This window comes from Stenotrophomonas bentonitica (genome assembly GCF_013185915.1).
GTDB lineage: Bacteria > Pseudomonadota > Gammaproteobacteria > Xanthomonadales > Xanthomonadaceae > Stenotrophomonas > Stenotrophomonas bentonitica.
Genome location: NZ_JAAZUH010000003.1, coordinates 151,041 through 170,456 on the forward strand (window position 1 = coordinate 151,041; position 19,416 = coordinate 170,456).

Annotated in this window: 12 protein-coding genes; all 12 read right to left on the bottom strand. The window is 70.5% G+C overall.

Features of this window, described 5'->3' with window-relative positions; all coding sequences use genetic code 11:
- Nucleotides 1-3 precede the first annotated feature (3 nt).
- The 12 genes from HGB51_RS16635 to HGB51_RS16690 all read right to left on the bottom strand — a co-directional run bounded on the left by HGB51_RS16635 (nt 4) and on the right by HGB51_RS16690 (nt 19,203).
- Nucleotides 4-819, bottom strand: coding sequence for a general secretion pathway protein GspN (locus HGB51_RS16635; RefSeq protein WP_070207753.1), 816 nt, complete (start codon nt 817-819; stop codon nt 4-6).
- Nucleotides 809-1,540, bottom strand: a complete 732-nt coding sequence (gspM, locus tag HGB51_RS16640; RefSeq protein ID WP_070207752.1) for a type II secretion system protein GspM — start codon at nt 1,538-1,540, stop codon at nt 809-811. Before gspM ends, HGB51_RS16635 begins: the two co-directional genes overlap by 11 nt.
- On the bottom strand, nt 1,515-2,687 hold the full coding sequence (locus HGB51_RS16645; RefSeq protein ID WP_070207751.1) for a PilN domain-containing protein: 1,173 nt from the start codon (nt 2,685-2,687) through the stop codon (nt 1,515-1,517). The genes gspM and HGB51_RS16645 overlap by 26 nt, the downstream gene beginning before the upstream one ends.
- Nucleotides 2,684-3,544 (bottom strand): type II secretion system minor pseudopilin, encoded by an 861-nt coding sequence (locus tag HGB51_RS16650; protein WP_070207750.1) that lies wholly within the window; start codon nt 3,542-3,544, stop codon nt 2,684-2,686. The genes HGB51_RS16645 and HGB51_RS16650 overlap by 4 nt, the downstream gene beginning before the upstream one ends.
- Nucleotides 3,541-4,173: a type II secretion system protein J gene (locus HGB51_RS16655; protein ID WP_070207749.1), complete on the bottom strand. Its 633-nt coding sequence runs from the start codon at nt 4,171-4,173 to the stop codon at nt 3,541-3,543. The genes HGB51_RS16650 and HGB51_RS16655 overlap by 4 nt, the downstream gene beginning before the upstream one ends.
- Entirely contained in the window at nt 4,170-4,592 is a 423-nt protein-coding gene (xpsI, locus tag HGB51_RS16660) for a type II secretion system protein XpsI (protein ID WP_070207748.1), read from the bottom strand. Before xpsI ends, HGB51_RS16655 begins: the two co-directional genes overlap by 4 nt.
- Complete coding sequence (gene xpsH / locus HGB51_RS16665) at nt 4,589-5,011, bottom strand: type II secretion system protein XpsH (protein WP_070207778.1); 423 nt, start codon at nt 5,009-5,011, stop codon at nt 4,589-4,591. The genes xpsI and xpsH overlap by 4 nt, the downstream gene beginning before the upstream one ends.
- 93 nt (nt 5,012-5,104) lie before the next feature.
- Nucleotides 5,105-5,539 (bottom strand): type II secretion system major pseudopilin GspG, encoded by a 435-nt coding sequence (gspG, locus tag HGB51_RS16670; RefSeq protein WP_070207747.1) that lies wholly within the window; start codon nt 5,537-5,539, stop codon nt 5,105-5,107.
- A 10-nt stretch (nt 5,540-5,549) separates the two neighbouring features.
- Nucleotides 5,550-6,770: a type II secretion system protein XpsF gene (gene xpsF / locus HGB51_RS16675; protein ID WP_070207746.1), complete on the bottom strand. Its 1,221-nt coding sequence runs from the start codon at nt 6,768-6,770 to the stop codon at nt 5,550-5,552.
- Between the two features lie 2 nt (nt 6,771-6,772).
- Complete coding sequence (gene gspE, locus HGB51_RS16680; RefSeq protein ID WP_070207745.1) at nt 6,773-8,506, bottom strand: type II secretion system ATPase GspE; 1,734 nt, start codon at nt 8,504-8,506, stop codon at nt 6,773-6,775.
- Nucleotides 8,507-8,625: 119 nt separating this feature from the next.
- Nucleotides 8,626-10,479: a S8 family serine peptidase gene (locus tag HGB51_RS16685; protein WP_171966901.1), complete on the bottom strand. Its 1,854-nt coding sequence runs from the start codon at nt 10,477-10,479 to the stop codon at nt 8,626-8,628.
- 126 nt (nt 10,480-10,605) lie between these two features.
- Nucleotides 10,606-19,203, bottom strand: a complete 8,598-nt coding sequence (locus tag HGB51_RS16690) for an ESPR-type extended signal peptide-containing protein (protein WP_070207681.1) — start codon at nt 19,201-19,203, stop codon at nt 10,606-10,608.
- Between the last annotated feature and the right edge of the window lie 213 nt (nt 19,204-19,416).

Below are 19,416 nucleotides of genomic sequence, written 5' to 3' on the forward strand. Positions count from 1 at the left end.
ACTCTATTTGGTTTGGCCGGAGCCGCCTGACGGCGGCTGCTGCGACTGTTGCTGTTGCTGCAATTGCTGGCGGCGCGCCTGGATGCGGGCGCGGATGGCTTGCATCTGTTGTTCGCTGGGTCCCTGCGCGGGAGGCTGTGCGTTCGGTGTCTGCGTCGCGGCAGCGGCGGCCGCCGCCGCGTTCGCGGCTGCATTGGCGGCGGCTTCGGCGGCCTGCGCGGACGCCGATGGCACGCGCGGCGGCGGGCTGGAGGGCGGAGGCGGCGGCTGGCGAACGGCGTTGCCCTGCCCTGCGGCTGCGGCCGTGCCCAGCACGGTCGGCGGCTCGCCGCCCTGGCCGCTGAAGGTCACCAGCTCCAGCGTCTGCGTGCCACCCGGTCCGTTCACGGTGGCACTGCGCGGCTCCAACGCCACCAGCTGCCAGCCGTTCACCGCCTCGCCATTGAGGCGCAGGCGCAGCGACTGCTTCTGGTCGGTGGTGAGGATGGCCATGCCGAATTCGGAAGTCAGCAGCACGCCGGTCAGGGTGACCGCGCTGGACGTACTTCCGGCATCACTGCCACCGAGCAGGTACGGCCGTGGCTTGCGGTCTTCGGCAAACAGCGGGCGCGCGCCGATGGCGGCGTAGGACTCGGCCGAGGCCAGCCGTTCCGGCGCGGCCGGCGCCAAGGTGGGCAACGCCGGCGGCACGCGGTCGCCGGCGTCCGGCGGCGCAATGCGCCCGCCCACGCCGAACAGCGTGGCGATCCAGATCGCGGCGGCCCAGGCGACCACGCCGCCGAGCCACCAGCTGCGCAGGGAGGCCAGTTCAATCTTCAATGATCGTGCCCTCGTCTACCGGTTGCGCAACGCCCGGGTCGGTCGGTGCGGCCATCGCCGAGCCTACCGGTTCCAGCCCGGCCGGGGCCGGATCGGGCGCCGCCGCAGCCGGAGCAGCCATCGCCTCGGTGCCGGCACCGGGCTTGAGGTAGCCGACCAGCTCGAACGACACGTCCAGGCCGGTGCCGCTTTCATTCGGCGAGGCCTGGAAGCGCTGCGCCAGCAGGTTGAGGTTGCCCACGAACAGGCGCGGGCTGCCGGTTTCCAGCGTGTGCAGCACCGCCGCCATTTCCGGCACGCCACAGCGCAGCCGGACCTGCAGCGCCACGCGCGGGAACTGCGCGTCGCGCGCGGTGTCGGTCAGCGGCGAGCGGTTGCTTATGGTGCAGCTGCGGTTGCCCGGGCTGGCCGAGGCGACCGCGTCCTGCAGGCGGCTGGACAGTGCGGCTGCGGCCGATTCCGCGGTGGGCTCGCGCAGGAAGCCGGGACGCCCCTGCAGCGCCGCTTCCACTTCCTGGAGGCGCTGTTGCACCTGGCCGCGCTGCTCCAGCTGCGCCAGCACGCGCTGTTCGCGCTCCTGCGTTTCGGCGATGTCGCGGTTGATGTCCAGTAGCGGGCGGGTGAACCACGGGTGCACCAGCAGCAGGTAGGCCAGCGCCAGCGCGGCCAGCAGCAGGCCCAGCGCCAGCCAGCGGTCACGGCGTGTCGGCGGCATTGCCATCGGCAACCTCCGGGGCGGGCGTGGCAGCGGCCGGTGCGGTCGGGGCCGGTGCGCCGGGCAACGGCTGCAGTTCGGCGGTGAGGGTGAAGCGGTCGCGGCCACCGGCGCCACCGTCGGCCTGCAGCACGCCGGTCAGGTTGACCTTGCGCCACAACGGCGAGTCCTGCAGCAGCGGCACCAGCTGCGAGGCTTCGCGGCTGAGGCCGATCAGCTGCAGGGTGTTGCCTTCCACCGACAGCTTTTCCAGATAGGTGCCGTCGGGCAGCAGGCGGGTGAGTTCGTTCCACAGCTCCACGGTGCTGGCGTGCTCGCTGCGCTTGGCTTCCAGGAACGCGGCGCCGTCGACCAGCTCCTGCAGCTGCTGGCGTTGCGCGGCCACGCGGCGGGCATCGCGCGCGGAGGCGTCGACCTGCTCACGCAGGCGCTCGGCGGCGGCCTGGCGGTTGTCCAGCAGCTGGGTCGCGGCCAGCGCCAGCAGCACCACGGCGGCGCAGCCGAGCAGCACGTTCCAGCGCCGCATCGGGTCGCGGGTGAGCTGGCGCTGGGTCGCCGGCAGCAGGTTCACCCCGAGCGGCTGGCCGTGGCCATCGTCGGCATCCACCCCGGCCAGCTGCTGCGCCCAGGTGCCGGCCTGCTGCGACCACTGCTCCAGCGCCTGGCGCGGAATCACCACCAGCTCCACCTGCAGCTGGCCGTCGGGCAGCGTGCCCAGTTCGCGCACGTCGTAATGCACCTGGCTGGCTTCAAACGGGGTCTGCCGGTCGATCTCGAAACCGACCACGTCGCGCAGGCGCGGCGCGGCCGCGGCCGGCAGGCGCAGCGGGCGGCGCAGCACCGCAGAGGCCGGCAATACCCAGTGCCGGGGCAGTCCGCGCAGGCGCGCGTCGAGCGCCCGCTCCAGATCCGCGGGCGCGGTCGGCCACGGCAGTTCGGCCACGGCCTGGACCTGCTCGGCGGTGTCGCGGCGCAGCACCAGCTGCTCGGCATGCCGCGACAGCAGCAGCCGCGACTGCGACCAGCCCATGGCCCACTGCCAGCGCAGCGGCAACCAGGCCAGCAGCGAACGCCGCCACCAGCGCAGGCCATTGCCCACGCCGGGCGCGAGCCGTCCCCGTGCCTGCTCCAGACTGTCCCGCCATACCGTCATCGAGCTGCCATTCCCTGCTCCCAGCGAAGTACCGTATAAGTCGTTCCCGGCGTGCCCGCCGTGCCCATGCGCACCACCGCGCGCAGCACCGAGACCCGGCCGCTCGGGTCCGTCGCGCGGCTCTCGATACTATAGGTGCCGCTGCCACTGGCAAGCGCGCCGGTCACGTTTTCGTCGCTCGCCGCCGCGTTGCGTTCGCGTTCGGCCAGAAGCGGCTCGGCGTCCAACCCGAGCGCGGTCAGCACCGGCCCGGCCGCGAAACGGGGATCCGGACGCGACTGCCGACTGTACAGGCTCAGCATCGGTTCCATCCGTTCATACAGGTCCGGATCCATCCCCAGCACCCGCTGCAGTTCGCCCAGGGTCTCGAAGCGCCCGTTGCGCGCGCCATACGGCAGGCCGGCGGCCTGGTAGTCGGCCGTTTCGGCGCCGCCGCCGGGTTGCTTGAGGTTGTCGGGATCGCGCCAGTCCGCAATCGCGCCAGCCAGCTGCTGGGCCCGCCCGGGTTCCACGTCCAGCGCGCGCAGGAAACCGCCGAGCAGGGCGGTGTCGGCCAGGTTGAGATTGATCTTGCCGTTCTCGTCGACCACCCGCAGGTCGATGCGGCGGCCATCGAATTCCCAGCGGTACCGGCGGCCGTCGGCCTGCCAGGACGGCTGCAGTGCGGAGGGCTGCATGCGGAACAGCGCGTATTCCAGTCCGGCGCGCGCATATTCCTGGCCGATCGCATCGTCGCCGATCACCCGCTGCTGCAGGTGCTCGATGCGCGCGCTGAGCGCGAACGCACCGACCACTGCGGTGAGCAGCGCGATCAGCCACAGCACCAGCACCAGTGCGGCCCCGCGTGCGTGCCTCATCGGCGTGCCTCGCGCGCCTGCGACAGCGCGGCGACCATCGGCGGCCACGCCGGTCCCTGCAGCGGCACGATGCGGACTTCGACCAGCAGCGGCAAGCGCCGGGTGTCGTCCCACTGGCTCTGCCATTCGCCGAGCTGGCCGCTCTGCGGGTCGATGCCGCGGTAGCGGAACGCCACCTCGCGCAGGGCGTCGGCCAGCATTTCCGGCGGGCGCGGCGGCGTTTCGGCGATGCGCTCGCCGTTCTGCACCAGGGTCAGCGCCACGTCCAGGCGCAGGTCGTTGCCGTTGCGGTTGACCTGCAGTTCATGCACGTACGACCCGCCGCGGCCGAGGTAACCGGGCAGTTCGGACACGAACAGCATGTGCTGCGGTTCGCCGAGGAAGTACAGCGGCTCGCGGGTAGGATCGGGCGGCTCGGCGGCGGTCGGCAGGGCCATGCTCAGGCGCCGCCGCAGGAAGCCTTCCACCGCGCGCATGCGCTCGTTCTGCGCCGCCACGCGCTCGCCGCGCTGGGCGATGTTCATCGCCGAGCGCACGGTGGCGAACGCCAGCGCCAGCCCGCCGACCAGCAGCACCGTGGCCAGCAGCACTTCGATCAGGGTGAAGCCACGCGCGGTGCGGCGGTTCATCGCGCTGCTTCCGGCGAGTTGGGCAGCAGCCGCAGCGACCGCCATTGCAGGCGCTCGCCATTGCCCTCGCCCCAGCGCACCTGCAGGGTCAGCTGGGCCAGGGTGGGACCGGTGGCGATGCTGGCCGCAGCCGGTTGCAGTGTATCCACGCGCGGGTCGACATACGGTTCGACCTGCAGGTCCCAGCGGTAACGTCCGTCTTCCCAGTCGCCCTGCGTGCGCCCCACCTGCAGCGGTGCCTCGATCCCGGTCGCAGCCAGCAGCGACTGCGCATGCAGGGTCGCGCGGGTGCGCAGGTCGGCGCCGTGCACCTGGCGCGCCGCGCCGGACAGACTGCCCAGCAGCAGGGTCAGCGCCAGCGCCAGCAGCGCGAAGGCGACGATCACTTCCAGCAGCGAATAGCCGCGCTGTCGTTTCATTGCGCACCCCGCACCGGCCCGGAGCGCACTTCGCCGGTGATCCAGGCCACGTCGATGCGCCACAGCGCGTCGCGCACGCCCAGTTCGATGGTGCCGCCGCTGGAGCCGCCGTCCGGATGGAACGCGATGCCGCCCTTGCCGCTGGCCACGCCGGCGACCTGGCCGGCGCCGCGGAAGTGCACCTCGATGGCGGCCGGCAGGCTGCCATGGCGCCCGTTGGCCGCTTCCCAGGTGCGCGCCTGCGGGTCGATCAGGAAGCGTTGGCGCTCACCGGTGGCAATGGCCTGGGTGCGCGTGTAGCGCAGCTGGCTGGCGATCTCCTTGCCCGCATTGCGCAGGCGCATGCCGTCGATGCCACCGTTCATGGCGGTGGCGGTGACCGCACCGATGATCGCGATCAGCGCCACCACCAGCAGCATCTCCAGCAGCGAAACGCCGCGCACGGCCCGGCGTCGCGGCGCGGCGCGCCACAGCCGGGTGCTGCACGGTGCTGCGGACGATGCCAAGCCTGATTACTCGTACTTGATGTCCGCGTCGTAGCTGCTGCCACCAACCTTGCCGTCCTTGCCCAGGCTGATCAGGTCGAACGGCTGGCCTTCGCCGGGTGCGCGGTATTCCAGCGCATTGCCCCACGGGTCGTTGAGTTCGGCCGGCTTGGCGTACGGGCCCAGCCAGCCGCTGCTGCCACCGGGCTGGGTGACCAGGTCGTCGAGCTTGGCCGGCAGCTTGCCGGTGTCGAGCTGGTAGTTCTCGATCTTGCCGGCCATGGTCTGTACCTGCGACTTGGCGATGTTGGCCTTGCCGCGATCGGCACCGCCAAGCACGCGGCTGCCGACCAGGGTCAGCACCGCGCCGATCAGCACGATGACGATGATGATTTCCAGCAGGCTCATGCCCGACTGGTTGCGCGGCGAGGCGAATTGCGAACGGGTGCGACGGTGGATCATGGAAGCTCCTTCAGCCTATGGCATTGGTGAGGTCGTACAACGGCACCAGCACGGCGACGATCACCAGGCCGACCACCGAGGCCAGCACCAGGGTGATCACCGGCACCAGCGCCGACAGCAGGCGGTCGATGGCGCGTGCGGTTTCCTGTTCGAAGGTGTCGGCGGTCTTGAGCAGCATGACATCCAGCGCGCCTGATTCCTCGCCCACCTGGATCATCTGCAGCGCCAGCCGCGGGAAGCGCTTGCCACGCGCGAGCGCGGCGGACAGGCCGTTGCCGTTCTTGACTTCGTCGCTGGCGACATCGACATCGGCGGCCAGCGCGCGGTTGCCCAGCACGTTGCGCGCGATGCCCAGGCCCGACAGCAGCGGCACGCCATTGCGCAGCAGCGTGCCCAGGGTGCGTGCCAGGCGCGCGGTTTCCAGCTTGGCGATCAGCCCGCCGATGCCGCGGCGTTGCAACAGCCAGCCATCCAGCGCCAGCCGCGCGGCGGGCTGGCGCAGTTTGCGCTCGACCACCAGCAGCGCCAGCGCCGGCACCACGATCATCGCCAGCCAACCTTCGCGCACCACCAGCCCGGCGTTGAGCACCCACTGGGTGAACCACGGCAGCGCCACGTCCAGGCTTTCGTACATCAGCGCGAACTGCGGCACCACGTAACCGAGCAGGAACAGCAGCGCGCCGCCAACCACCGCCAGCAGGATCGCCGGGTAGATCAGCGCGTTGATCACGCGGCCCTTCAGTTCCTGGCTGCGCTCCAGGTAGTCGGCCAGCCGCTGCAGGGTGTCGTGCAGGCTGCCACCGGCTTCGCCGGCGCGCACCATGTTGATGTACAGCCGCGAGAACAATCCGTGCTGGCGTTCCAGCGCGGTGGACAGCGCAGCACCGCCGCGCACCACGTCGCGGATGTCGGTGATGACCCGGCGGCTGCGTTCGTCTTCGGGCAGTTCCAGCAGGATGCTGAGCGCGCGGTCCAGCGGCTGTCCGGCGCCGAGCAGGGTCGCCAGCTGCTGGGTGAACTGGACCAGCGCGGCGCCGTCGAACGGCTTGCGCCGCAGCAGCGCGGTCCACGAGGTACTGCCCGCCCCGCCTTCGCCGGCCAGGCGCGCTTCCATCGGAAGATGCCCCTGGTCCTGCAGCTTCGCGGCGACATCGGCTTCGCTGGCGGCGTCCATCTGGCCGTCGAACAGCTCACCGTGCGCGTTGAGGGCCTTGTAGCGGTACTGCGGCATGCTCAGCTTTCCTCCGTCACGCGCAGCACTTCCTCGATGGTGGTGTAGCCCTGCAGCGCCTTGGCCAGGCCGTCTTCGTACATGGTGCGCATGCCGGCGGCGCGCGCGATCTGCTCCACTTCGCCCATGCCGGCGCGACGCATCACCGCGCGGCGCAGCTCGTCGTTCATCACCAGGAATTCCATGATGGTGGTGCGCCCGAGGTAACCGGTGGGCGCCAGCGCCGAGGGCTGCGCGCGGTACAGGAAGATCTCGCCTTCCGGCTGCAGGCGGCGCAGGTCGAACTTCTCGATCTCCTCCGGCGAGGCCGGGTAGCGCAGCGCGTGCTGCGGCTCCAGCCGGCGCACCAGGCGCTGGGCCAGGATGCCGTTGATGGTGGAGGTCAGCAGGTAGTCTTCCACGCCCATGTCGAGCAGGCGGGTGATGCCACCGGCGGCATTGTTGGTGTGCAGGGTGGACAGCACCAGGTGGCCGGTCAGCGCCGACTGGATCGCGATGCGCGCGGTTTCCAGGTCGCGCATTTCGCCGATCATGATGATGTCCGGGTCCTGGCGCACGATGCTGCGCAATGCGCTGGCGAAATCCAGCCCGATCTGCGGCTTGGCCTGGATCTGGTTGATGCCTTCGATCTGGTACTCGACCGGGTCCTCGACGGTGATGATCTTGACGTCGGCGGTGTTGAGCTGGCTCAGCGCGGTGTACAGCGTGGTGGTCTTGCCCGAACCGGTGGGCCCGGTGACCAGCAGGATGCCGTGCGGCTGGTCGAGCACCTTGCGGAACTGCGGCAGGAACGCGTCGGTGAAACCGAGCCGGTGGAAGTCGAACACCACGGTGTCGCGGTCGAGCAGGCGCATCACCACGCTTTCGCCATGCGCGGTCGGCACGGTGCTCACGCGCAGGTCCAGTTCCTTGCCCTGCACGCGCAGCATGATGCGGCCGTCCTGCGGCAGGCGGCGCTCGGCGATGTTCAGCCGCGCCATGATCTTGATGCGGCTGATCACCGCAGCGGTGAGATTGGCCGGCGGGCTTTCGCCTTCGATCAGCACGCCATCGACGCGGTAGCGCACCTTCAAGCGGTTTTCGAACGGTTCGATGTGGATGTCCGAGGCGCGCAGTTCGACCGCACGCTGGATCACCAGGTTGACCAGGCGGATCACCGGGGCTTCGGAGGCGAGGTCGCGCAGGTGTTCGATGTCGTCGACCGCGCTGCCTTCGCCGTCTGCGGTTTCGATGATCGCGCCCATCGCGCTGCGGCCCTGGCCGAACCAGCGCTCGATGACGTCGTCGATCTCCGAACGCAGCCCCACGTGCAGGCGCACCGGCACCGCCATCGCCAGCTGCACCGCGTCGGCGGTGTAGGGCTCCTGCGGATCGCTCAGCCACAGGTCGAGCACGCCGTCGTGCAGGGCCAGCGGACAGGCGTGGAATTGTTTGAGGAAGCGCAGCGACAGCGGCAGCGCGTCGAGCAGGGATTCGGGGGGCGCTTCGGGCACCGCCTTGCCTTCCAGCAGCGGCAGCGCCAGCACCTCGGCACAGGCCTGGGCATGGTCGCGTTCGGACACCAGGCCCAGCCGCACCAGCAGCGGCAGCAGGCTGCCGCCGGACTCGCGCTGCAGCGGGCGGGCGCGGGCCAGGTCGGCTTCTTTCAGCCGCCCATTGCGCAGCAACAGCGCCACGATGCGGGCTTCCGCATCGGTGGACGACTCTTCAGCAAGATCGTGGGTTACCGCATTCACGAAAGCTCTCCTGGCGACCTGCCGACTTTACCAGTTCGCCGCAGGGCCACATGCGGTGGTGGCCGACACAAAAACGGGAGCCCGTCACAGGACGGGCTCCCGCAGGCACTACCGGGCCGTTACTGGACGGCCTGGATGCTCACGCCACTGAAGGCCGATTCGCCGACCAGCTTGATGTAGTACGTGCCCGCCACCGGTGCGGTGAAGCGCACGGTTTCGCTGTTGCCCGGGCGCGCCGACTTGGCGTCGAAGTCCGTCGCGGACGGCTCTTCGCCGGCGCTGACATACAGCGAGACGTTGCCGCTGCCACCGTAGGTGAGGAAGCTCACCGTCTTGCCGGCCGCGGCCTCGAAGCTGTACAGCGTTTCGCTGCCGCCGGCACCGCTCAGGCCGGTGACCGCAACGCGGTTGGTCAGCGGCGTCGCATCCGGCGCGCAGTCGACCGTGCACGGCTCTTCCAGGGCCTTGTCGAGCGCGGCCTTGGCGTCGACGATGCCGCTGCCGATCGGGGTCGCGGCCGGGATGGTCACCGGGAAGGTACGCGCACTCTGCTTGAGCAGCGTTTCCAGCTGGGCCGGGGTCAGCGGGTCCTTGCCGGCCGAGGCCAGCGCGCCCTGCACCAGTGCGGCCACGGCGGCCACGTGCGGCGAGGCCATCGAGGTGCCGCCCATGCCCATGTAGCTGTAGGCACCGGAGGTCGGGGTGGTCAGGCCGTTGTAGCCGGCCTGCCAGACGTAGCCGCCCGGGTTGCCGTCCACGCCGCCACCGCCGCCCGGACCGGACAGGTCCACCACTGCGCCGAAGTTGGAGTAGGAGGCAATGCCGCCGGTGATGCGGGTGGCGCCGACCGAGATCACGTTGGCGCAGCTGGCCGGGCGATAGCCGGAGGCGTTGGAAGCCTGGTTGCCGGCCGCCACCACCACGGTGGTGCCGCGCGACACCGCGCCGTTGATCGCATCCTGGTAGGCCGGGTCGCATGCACCGCCGCCGCCCAGGCTCATGTTGATCACTTCGGCCGGGTTCGGGTTGGCCGGAACGCCGACAACGGTGCCACCGGAGGCCCAGGTGATCGCGTCGGCGATGTCGGACAGGTAGCCACCGCACTTGCCGAGCACGCGCACCGGCAGCACCTTGGCCTTGTACGCCAGGCCAGCCATGCCGATCGTGTTGTTGGTCGCTTCGGCGACCGTGCCGGAGACATGCGTGCCGTGCCACGAGCTGTCTTCGGCCAGCGAGCCGGCGTAGCACTCGTTGTCGTTCTCGACCCAGTCGCCGTAATCCAGCGCACCCGGGACGCGTTCATCGGTGGGACGGCGCGAGGTTTCCGCGTCGCTGATGAAGTCATAGCCTTCCAGCAGGGTGCCGGCGGCAAAGTCCGGGTGCTGCGGCAGGATGCCGGTGTCGAGCACGGCGACCACTACGCCTTCACCCTGCGCCACGTCCCATGCCGCCGGAGCGTTCACGCCGCCGGTGGCGCTGTGCAGGTGCCACTGGTACTGCGCGTAGTACTGATCGTTCGGGATCAGCTGCTTGGTTTCCTTGGCCGGCAGGTCGGCGCGCTGCAGCTTGACGTCGACTGCGGCGTACTGGACCGACGGGTCGGACTGGATTTCCTTCAGCACTTTCTGCAGGTCGGCCTGGCTGAGCTTGCCCTGCAGGCGGATCACGTCCGCACCGGTGCCGAGCCGGCGCAGCAGCTGCGGGCTGGCCGCGGCGCTGCGCGAGGCGGTGCCACCCACGCTGGCGCGCGACACCGCCGAGGTCACCGCGGCCAGCTTGGCCGAACGGTCGGCCGCGGCGGCGGTACCGGTGCGGTACTTGACGATGATGCGTTCGGAATTCTGCTGGGCGGTGCTGGCCTGGCGCGCCGGCTCCTTGACCGGCAGGCCGGCAGCATAGGCGCTGGCGCCCACGGACAGCGACAGCACGGCGGCTGCAAGCACGTTGATGCGAAGGTTCTGCTTCTTGGTCACGTTGAAATCCTCTTCAAGGTCATGGATCAAACGACTGTTCAGGCCAACACTCCATCGGTCACCCCCGGCCGGCCCTGGCCGGGGTTCCCGTGACCCGCCCCCTCAGGCCTTGCATTGCATTCGTGGTTACCAGCCGAAGCCCGCACCCACGCCTACCGAGCTGTCATCACTGCTGAACGCACCGCCCAAAGTGACGGTGGCGCGGTCACTGATGGCGCGCTGATAACCCAGCGACAACGCCGACTCGCCGCTCTGGAAGCCGACGCCGACACCGACCCGGTTCTGCGTGCGGATGCCGGCGGCGCTGGTGGCCATGTTGAGCATGGCCGCGTTCATCGCACCCTGGCGGTCGATGCGACGGTCCTGGTGACGCAGGCGTTCGTCGATCTCGCCCTTGTAGATGTCGAAGGTGTCCGCCATTGCGCTGTACCGCTGGTCGGTATAGCTGTTGGCCGAGGCCACCCCGCCATCCAGCTGGCCCTTGTTGACCGCGTCGGTGGCGGCGCTGCCGGCGGCGACGTTGGTGACCTGGCGTTCGGCCCCCACCGCACCCACCGAGACCGTGTCGGCACGGTCGGCGACCGAGCCCTGGCCCAGCGCCACCGAGTTGGCGGCGGTGGCGCTGGCCCCCTGCCCGATCGCGGTTGCCGAAGCGCCTCTGGCGACGGCGCCTTCGCCCATGGCCACCGAGGTGACCGGCAATGCAGCCGCGACCGGCTGCGAGCTGCCGTAGCTGGCCGCGGTCGGCGCGCCCTGCACCACCGGCGCATCCGCACTGGCGACGCGGGCCGTGTCTGCGCTGGCCGCGGTGGTGGCGGTGGTTGCCGCCGTGTCGGCTGCTTCGGGGGCAGCCGCCACGCTGGCGGTGGACACCGACGCGGTGCGCGCACGCGCCGCGTTGCTGCCGCCACCGGCGATGCGCTGGTCGAGGTCGCTGACCTTGGCGTCGAGCGCGCCCAGTGCATCGCCTACGTTGTTGTAGGTGCTGCCCTGGATCACGTAGTTCGGCGCCACGAACACGCCCTGCATGCCGACGCTGGCGCCGCCGCCGAGGAAGCTGGCGGTGTCGGTCAGCGCCTGGAACAGCTGCCCGCCGTTGATGGCCTGGCGGCTGCTGCTGGCGATGGACCCGTTGGCGACGTTGTCCACGGTGGTGCCGTCGATCCCCGCCAGGGTCAGCGTGCCGCGGCTGCTGTCGTCGTAGCTCAGCGCGTTGACGGTGGCGTTCTCCACCGACCCGATGCGGTCGTCGATATCGCCGACCCGGGTTTCCACCGCGCCCACGCGCTGGTTGGTGGTGTTGAGCTGGCCACCGGTGACCGCGTCGGTGCTGCCGGCGGCGACACGACCGGCCGCGACATTGACGATGCGGCGGGTGGCCGGCGAATCGGTACCGTTGCCGCCACCGACCGAGACCACGTTGGCTTCGGTGGCACGCGAGCCCGCACCCAGCGCCAGCGAGTTCGCCCCGGAGGCGGCGGCGCCGGCACCGAGTGCGACGCCACCGGCGCCGTTGCTGACGAACGCGCCGTTACCGATCGCCACCGCGTTGGTGGCGTTGGTGGAGGACAGGCGGCCGAGCACGGTGCTGTTGGTACCGCTGGCCGTGGCATCGGCACCGACCGCGGTGGCGCCGGTAGCCGACGCGGTAGCGGCGGTACCCAGCGCGCTGCTGCGGGTACCGCTGGCGGTAGCCGCCGAGCCCGCTGCCAGCGCATCGGTGCCGCTGGCGGTGGCGACGCCGGTGCCGCTGGCCTTGAAGCGCTGCCCCACGGCATCGGCGTTGGCCGCGACGCTGTCCAGCTGCGCCTTGTTCACCGCATCGGTGGCATTGACCGCCGCGCCGACATTGGTGATGCGGCGGGTGGCCGGACCGGTGGTGCCGTTGCCGCCACCGACCGAGACCACGTTGGCTTCGGTCGCACGCGAGCCTGCGCCCAGCGCAACGCTGCCGGTGCCGTTGGCCCAGGCGCTCTTGCCCAGTGCGGTGGCGTTGATGCCGCTGTAGGCGTAGCTGTCCTGGCCGAGCGCGGTGGAGCCGGCCGAGGTGGCCCACGCCAGCTGGCCGACCGCGGTGGTCTGCGCAGCGGTGGCCCAGGCACTGGCGCCACTGGCGAAGCTGTTGGCGCCGCTGGCCTGTGCGCTGTTGCCGATGGCGATGCTGTAAGCACCGGAGGCGGTGCTGCCCCAGCCGAACGCAGAGGCGTAATCGCCTGTGGCTTCTGCACCGTAGCCCACGGCCGTGGTGCGCACGCCGCTGGCCGCGCTGAAGGCGCCGACGGCGGTGCTGTAGTCGCTGCCCGCTTCGGCGCTGTAGCCGAATGCGGACGACTGCACACCCGCCGCTGTGGAACCGGCACCGCTGGCGGTGCTGAACGCCCCGTCCGCCTGCGCACCGGCACCGAGCGCGGTGGCGCCGGTACCGCTGGCGCTGGTCGCCTTGTCCAGCAGCACGTTTCCGTTGGCATCTTCGTAGTACAGCGCACCACCGACCGCCGTGGCCGAATCGGCCGTGGCCGACGCGTTGTAACCCGACGCCGATGCATAGCGGCCGGACGCCAGCGAACCGCTGCCGTAGGCCGAAGCGCCGGTGCCGAACGCGTTGGACGCTTCACCGGCGGCGGTGGCGTAGGCGCCATCGACGTAGCTGCCCACGTCATCGCCGTTGCCGCTGCCGGAGGCCTTGAAATAGCGGTTGGTTTCCTCGGCGGTGTCGGCCACTTCATTGAGCTGGTCGAGGTTGACCGCGTCGGTGCCTTCGGTACCGGCGGCAACGTTGGTGATCTGGCGCTGCGAGGTGGCGGTGCCGACCGAGACGCTGTTGTCGCGGTCCGCACTGGAACCGGCACCCAGCGCCACGCTGTTCACGCCGGTAGCGGTGGCGCTTTCGCCCAGTGCGGTGGCACTGGCGGCGTCGGCCCACGAGTTCCAGCCGATCGCGGTGGTGTAGTCATCGGTGGCCCAGGCACCGGCACCGAAGGCCGCTGCACCGGTGCCCGACGCACGCGCCGGAATGAAGCCGGAGAAGGTGCTGCCGCCGATGGCGACACTTTCATCGCCGGTGGCTTCGCTGAACTCGCCGACTGCAACCGCGCTGGCACCCGAGGCGATGGCACCGTAGCCCAGTGCCGACGAGAGCTGGCCGGTGGCTTCGCTGTAGCTGCCGAACGCCGAGGCACCGGCTTCGGATGCAGTGGAACGGAAGCCATTCGCGGTGGCCTGCTGGCCCGACGCTACCGCTTCGCTGCCACTGGCGCTGCTGTACGCACCCGAGGCCTGCGCACCGGCACCGATGGCGCTGGCACCGATCTCGCTGGCGGCGGCACCGTTGCCGACCGCGACGCTGTTCTCGCCGGTCGCCTGGGCCTCGCTGCCCAGCGCTGCGGCGCCTTCGGCCGTGGCCAGCGCGTTGAAGCCCACCGCGGTGGCGTTGTTGGCCAAGGCGTTGGCGCCACTGCCGAGTGCACTGGCACCGTTGCCGATTGCGTTGGAAGCCTCACCGGCGGCGAGCGCGTTGTCGCCGTCGACGAAGGCACCGGCGTCGCTGTCGTCACTGCCGCTGGCCTGGAAGTACTTGCTGGTGGTTTCAGCCACCGCTGCCACTTCCTTCAACTGCGCCAGGTTGACCGCGTCGGTGTCTTCGGTACCTGCACCGACATTGGTGATCTGGCGGTCGATGGCGTCATGCACGACGCCGGCGGCATCGGTCCACGCTTCGGCGGCACCGACCGATACCGAGTTGGCACGATCGGCCAGCGTGCCGGCACCGAGCGCGACGCTGTTTTCGGCGTCCTTGGTGGTCCAGGTGTTGCTGCCGAGCACGCTCGAGTTCACCGCCTGCGCGTAGCTGTTGTAACCGACCACGGTGGCACCGTCTTCGGTGGCCCAGGCTTCGCTGCCGACCGCCGTGGTCTGCACGCCCTGGCTGGCGCTGTTGGCATCGGCGCCGGCCAGCGCGTTGAAGCCCACTGCTACACCGGAATCGGCGGTCGCCGCGTTGTTGCCCAGTGCTACGCCGTAGGTGCCAGCGCGCGCCTGCACGCCGAACGCCGCACCGGCGATGTCGGCGAAGGTGCCCTGGCCGACCGCGGTGGCGACTTCAGAGGCCTGGCTGTAGGTACCGATGGCGGTGCCGAAGAAACCGGCGGTGGCACCTGCACCGAACGCACTGGCGGCCCAGCCGTCAGCGGTGGCGAAGTTGCCGATCGCGGTGGTCTCGCGGCCCAGCGCCCACGCGCCGTAACCGACCGCCGTCGCGGCCAGGCCGCTGGCTTCGGACCCGGCACCGATCGCCACACCACCAAAGCCCTGCGACAGCGCGCCGCCGCCGATGGCGACCGAGGCGTTGCCGCTGGCATTGCTCAGGTCACCCACTGCAACTGCACCCGCGCCGCTACTGGCGGCATTGCTGCCCAGCGCCACCGCATTGTCGGCGGTGGCAGTGGCATTGAAGCCGACCGCGGTGGCTTCGTTGGCGACCACGGTGCTGCCGGCGCCCAGCGCGGTGGCGCCGTTGCCGATGGCGTTGCTGGCTTCACCGGCGGCCAGCGCATCGTCGCCGTCGACGAACGCGCCGGCGTCGCTGGCATCGCTGCCGCTGGCCTGGAAGTACTTGCTGGTGGTGGCGGCCGTGTCGGCCACCGCGTTGAGCTGGTCGAGGTTGACCGCGTCGGTGCCTTCGGTACCGGCGGCCACGTTGGTGACCTGGCGTTCGCTGCCGGCACTGCCGACCGACACGCTGTCGTCGCGGTCGGCAATCGAGTCCGCACCGAGCGCCACGCTGTTCTCGCCTTCGGACGTCGCGGCGTTACCCAGCGCGGTGCTGTTCAAGCCCGACGACCATGCACCACCACCCACGGCGGTGGAGTAGTTGCCGGAGGCTTCGGTCGGCAGCAGGCCGAACAGCGCGCCACCGACGGCCACGCTGTTGGTGCCGCTGGCCAGGCTGCCCTGGCCGGTCGCGGTGCTGTAGGCACCGCTGGCAACGGCGTCGCCGCCGAGCGCGACACTGTTCGAGCCGGTGGCCTGCGCGAAGCTGCCCAGCGCAGTGGCGTTGAACGCCGTCGCCGCCGCGTAGCCACCAATGGCGGTGGTGTAGCCAGCGGTGGCTTCGGAGGCGAAGCCGTAACCGGCCGACAAGGTACCGCTCACCACGCTTTCGGCACCGACTGCAGTGGCGCCGGAACCGCTGGCGGAGCTGTAGTAACCGAGCGCGACCGATTCCTCACCGGCCGCTTCGGAGAGTGCGCCGCCGGCCAGGCTGCCGGCGCCGGAGGCGACGCTGGCCGCACCGCTGGCGGTGCTCTGCTCACCGGAGGCCAGGCTTTCGGCACCGCTGGCGGTGGCGTACTCGGCGGTGGCCTGCGCGTTGGCGCCGTTCGCGGTTGAATTGGCCGTGGTCGCCAACGCGTTGAAACCGACCGCCGTGGCATTGGTCTCGAGGGCGAAGGCGCCGCTGCCGACCGCCGACGCGCCGCTGCCGCTGGCGAAGCTGCTGGAGCCCACCGCCGTGGCGTAGTCGCCATCGGTGGCGGCATTCGAACCGGCCGCCACGCTTTCCGCGCCGCCGGCCACGGCCACGCCGTCACCGGTGGCCTGGAACTTGTCAGTCGCGGCGGTCAGCTGGTCCACGTTGACCGCGTCGGTGCCTTCGGTACCGGCGGCAACCTGGGTGATCTGGCGCTGCTGGTCGTCGTTGCCGACCGAGACGGTGTACGCACGATCTGCAGTAGACCCCGCACCCAGCGCGACCGCGTTGGACGCACTGGCATTGCTGCCGGCACCGATGCCGATGGCGCTTTCACCACCGGCCACGACATTCGTGCCGATGGCGATGGTGTTGATGCTGTTGCCCAACGCCTGGTAGCCGACCGCGACGCTGTTGTCGCCGTAGCCAAAGGCACCGCGGCCGACTGCGGTGGAACTGCTGCCGCGCGCCCAGCTGTTGTAGCCCACGGAGGTGGCACCTGCGCCGTCGGCCCAGGCCGCGTAGCCCACCGCGGTGGCATTGGCGTCGGTGGCCCAGGCGCTGGCGCCGAACGCGGTGGCGCTTTCAGCGGTGGCCCACGCGTACGCACCGGTGGCGGTGCTTTCCACGCCGCTGGCAAAAGCGTTGTCGCCCTGTGCGGTGCTGTAGTCGCCGGTTGCGCGCGACTTGTAGCCTTGGGCCAGGCTGTTGTCGCCCAGCGCCTGTGCACCGTTGCCGAACGCATTGCTCTGCGCGCCGGTGGCCTGCGCACCGGCACCGACCGCAACCGCGTCCTGCGCGGCGGTGGTGCCGACGGTCACGGCATTGCCGTCGCCGTCAACGATGGGCTGGTTGTACTGGTCGTACGCCTGGCCGAGGCCGCCGATGGCGACACTGCCTGCGCCGGTGGCGGCGACGTTGCGGCCGACCGCCACGCTGTCATCGCCGAGTGCGGACGCGCCATTGCCAACGGCGGTGGCACCGGCGCCGAACGCGTTGCTGGCTTCGCCGGCCGCCAGGGCGCCGTCGCCGTCGGCGAATGCACCCACGTCGCTGTCCTGCGAGGGATTGGCCTTGAAGCGCTTGGCGGTTTCATCGGCGGTGGCGGCCACGCTGTCCAGTTGCGCCTTGTTCACCGCATCGGTGTCTTCGGTACCGGCGGCCACGTTGGTGACCTGGCGTTCGCTGCCGACATCGCCGACCGACACGGTGTTGTCGCGCACCGCAGTGGAATTCGCGCCGAGGGCCACGCTGTTGGCACCGCGCGCGGTGCTGTAGAAGCCGACCGCCGTGCTCAGCTCGCCGCTGGCCCAGCTTTCCGCGCCGAGCGCGGACGCGCCGTCGCCCGGTGCATAGGCGAAGTAGCCGAGCGCCGTGGCTTCGGTGCCGGAGGCTTCGCTCAGCGTGCCGTTGGCCACCGCGTAGTCGCCGCTGGCAATCGCGCCGGCGCCGACCGCCGTGGCGGCTTCGCCGCTGGCCTGGGTCTGCACGAAGAAGCCCAGCCCCGGGATCAGGTCGGCCGGACCGCCGATGGCGGTGCTGCTGGTGCCGGCGGCCACGCTCTGGGTACCGACTGCCGTGGCGTAATCGCCCGTCGCATTCGCGACCGCACCGAATGCGGACGACTGTGCGCCGGCCGCATACGCGCCGACGCCGTAGGAGGACGCGGCGAAGCCGGACGCTTCGGCGCTGGCGCCCACTGCGGTGCCACCTACACCGGCGCTGGTGGCACCGGTATCGACCGGCACGCCGCCGTTGGTGATCAGCGGGTTGCCGTCTTCGTCCACCGCAGTGCCGCCCACGGCCACGCTGCCCGGGCCATTGGCCTGCGCGTTGGTACCGAACGCAGCGCTGTTCTGGCCGCTGGCCAGTGCGTTGTAGCCGACAGCGGTGGCGTCCTGCGCAACGGCGGTAGCGCCGCTGCCAAGCGCGGTGGTGCCGTTGCCGAGTGCATTGGTGGCTTCGCCCACGGCGGTGGCGTTGTCGCCATCGGCAAAGGCGCCGGCATCGCTGTCGGCGCTGCCGGTGACCTGCACGTACTTCGCGGTGGTGGCGGCCACGTCGCCTACTTCGTCGAGCTGCGCCTTGTTCACCGCATCGCTGGCTTCGGTGCCGGCGGCGACATGGGTGATCTGGCGTTCGAGCCCGTTGTTGTTGCCGACCGACACGGTGTCGACGCGGTCCGCAAACGAGCCTGCGCCCAATGCGACGCTGCCCACGGCCACCGCGGCGGAGTTGGAGCCCAGCGCTGCGCTGAAGTCGGCCACGGCGGTGCTGAACGCACCTACCGCAATCGAGGCTTCGCCGCCGCTGCCGGCACCGCGGCCGAGCGAGGTGCTGCCTGCGCCGATGGCCAGTGCGCCACCGCCCACTGCGGTGGCACCGTCGGCGCTGGCTTCGGCCAGGCCACCGATCGCGGTGGCGGCGCCGTTTTCGCTGGCGGCAAACGCGGATGCACCGAGTGCGACATCGCCGAGGCCGAACGCCATCGCGTTCTGCCCGGCGGCGACGGTGGCATCGCCAATGGCCAGGCTGCCCTGGCCGAAGGCGCTGCCGCCCAGGCCTGCAGCGACTGCACCGCTGCCGACCGCCGTGGTCGCATTGGCCAGTGCCTGGCTGCTGTTGCCGAGTGCGGTGGCGCCGTCGCCATCGGCGTTGGCATCGGCACCGGCGGCGAGCGCGCCGTCACCGTCGATACGCGCCGCGTCGCTGTTGTTGCCTGCACCGTCAGCCTTGAAATAGCGGGTCGCGCTGGCAGCGGTGGCGGCCACCGTGTCCAGCTGTGCCTTGTTCACCGCGTCGGTCGCGGCGGTGCCGGCGGCGACGTTGGTGACCTGGCGTTCCTTGCCGGCGTCACCGACCGACACCGTGTTGGCGCGTGCCGCGCGCGAGCCGGCGCCGAGCGCCACGCTGTTGGCGGCCGAGGCCGTGCTGTTGCTGCCGATCGCCACCGCATTGGTGCCGGACGCCGTGGCGTTGCCGTCGACCACGCAGCTGTCGATCACGTTGCTGTTGAGCACCACGCAGTTCGCGTTGCCGCCCACTTCCACCGACTGCGCACGCGCATCGGATATCGCCCCACTCATGCCGAGTCCAAGCGTCAACGCAATGGCGGCCGACAACACCGAGGCGCCACGCGCGTCGGTAGACCGTCGCTGGTCGATCACCACGCCCGGGGTCTGGCTGCTGGCCAATTCGGAGGCAACCACCATCTGCCCCAGTGCTTTGTTCCAGACCTTGCGATAAATCCGATTCATCGATGCGACTCCTGGTTGGACTGGTTTTGGGCAAAGCGACGCCAACGCCGGACTTCGTGGTCCAACGTCCCCTGGGGGCGTGTGCTTGAACTTTTTGGATTACTGCGTGAAGTGCCGAACGGCGGGTGCAACGAACAGAGAACGCGCCATCCTTGGGGTTACTGCAGAACTGAACGCTGTCGAAATGAGACCTCAGTGTTAACGCAGGGTTTT

Excerpts from the sequence above, each read along its gene's own strand:
- gspM (WP_070207752.1), bottom strand. The coding sequence starts at position 1,540 with ATGGCAATGCCGCCGACACGCCGTGACCGCTGGCTGGCGCTGGGCCTG.
- HGB51_RS16690 (WP_070207681.1), bottom strand. The coding sequence starts at position 19,203 with ATGAATCGGATTTATCGCAAGGTCTGGAACAAAGCACTGGGGCAGATG.
- HGB51_RS16645 (WP_070207751.1), bottom strand. The coding sequence starts at position 2,687 with ATGACGGTATGGCGGGACAGTCTGGAGCAGGCACGGGGACGGCTCGCG.
- HGB51_RS16650 (WP_070207750.1), bottom strand. The coding sequence starts at position 3,544 with ATGAGGCACGCACGCGGGGCCGCACTGGTGCTGGTGCTGTGGCTGATC.
- xpsH (WP_070207778.1), bottom strand. The coding sequence starts at position 5,011 with ATGCTGCTGGTGGTGGCGCTGATCGCGATCATCGGTGCGGTCACCGCC.
- HGB51_RS16655 (WP_070207749.1), bottom strand. The coding sequence starts at position 4,173 with ATGAACCGCCGCACCGCGCGTGGCTTCACCCTGATCGAAGTGCTGCTG.
- xpsF (WP_070207746.1), bottom strand. The coding sequence starts at position 6,770 with ATGCCGCAGTACCGCTACAAGGCCCTCAACGCGCACGGTGAGCTGTTC.
- gspG (WP_070207747.1), bottom strand. The coding sequence starts at position 5,539 with ATGATCCACCGTCGCACCCGTTCGCAATTCGCCTCGCCGCGCAACCAG.
- xpsI (WP_070207748.1), bottom strand. The coding sequence starts at position 4,592 with ATGAAACGACAGCGCGGCTATTCGCTGCTGGAAGTGATCGTCGCCTTC.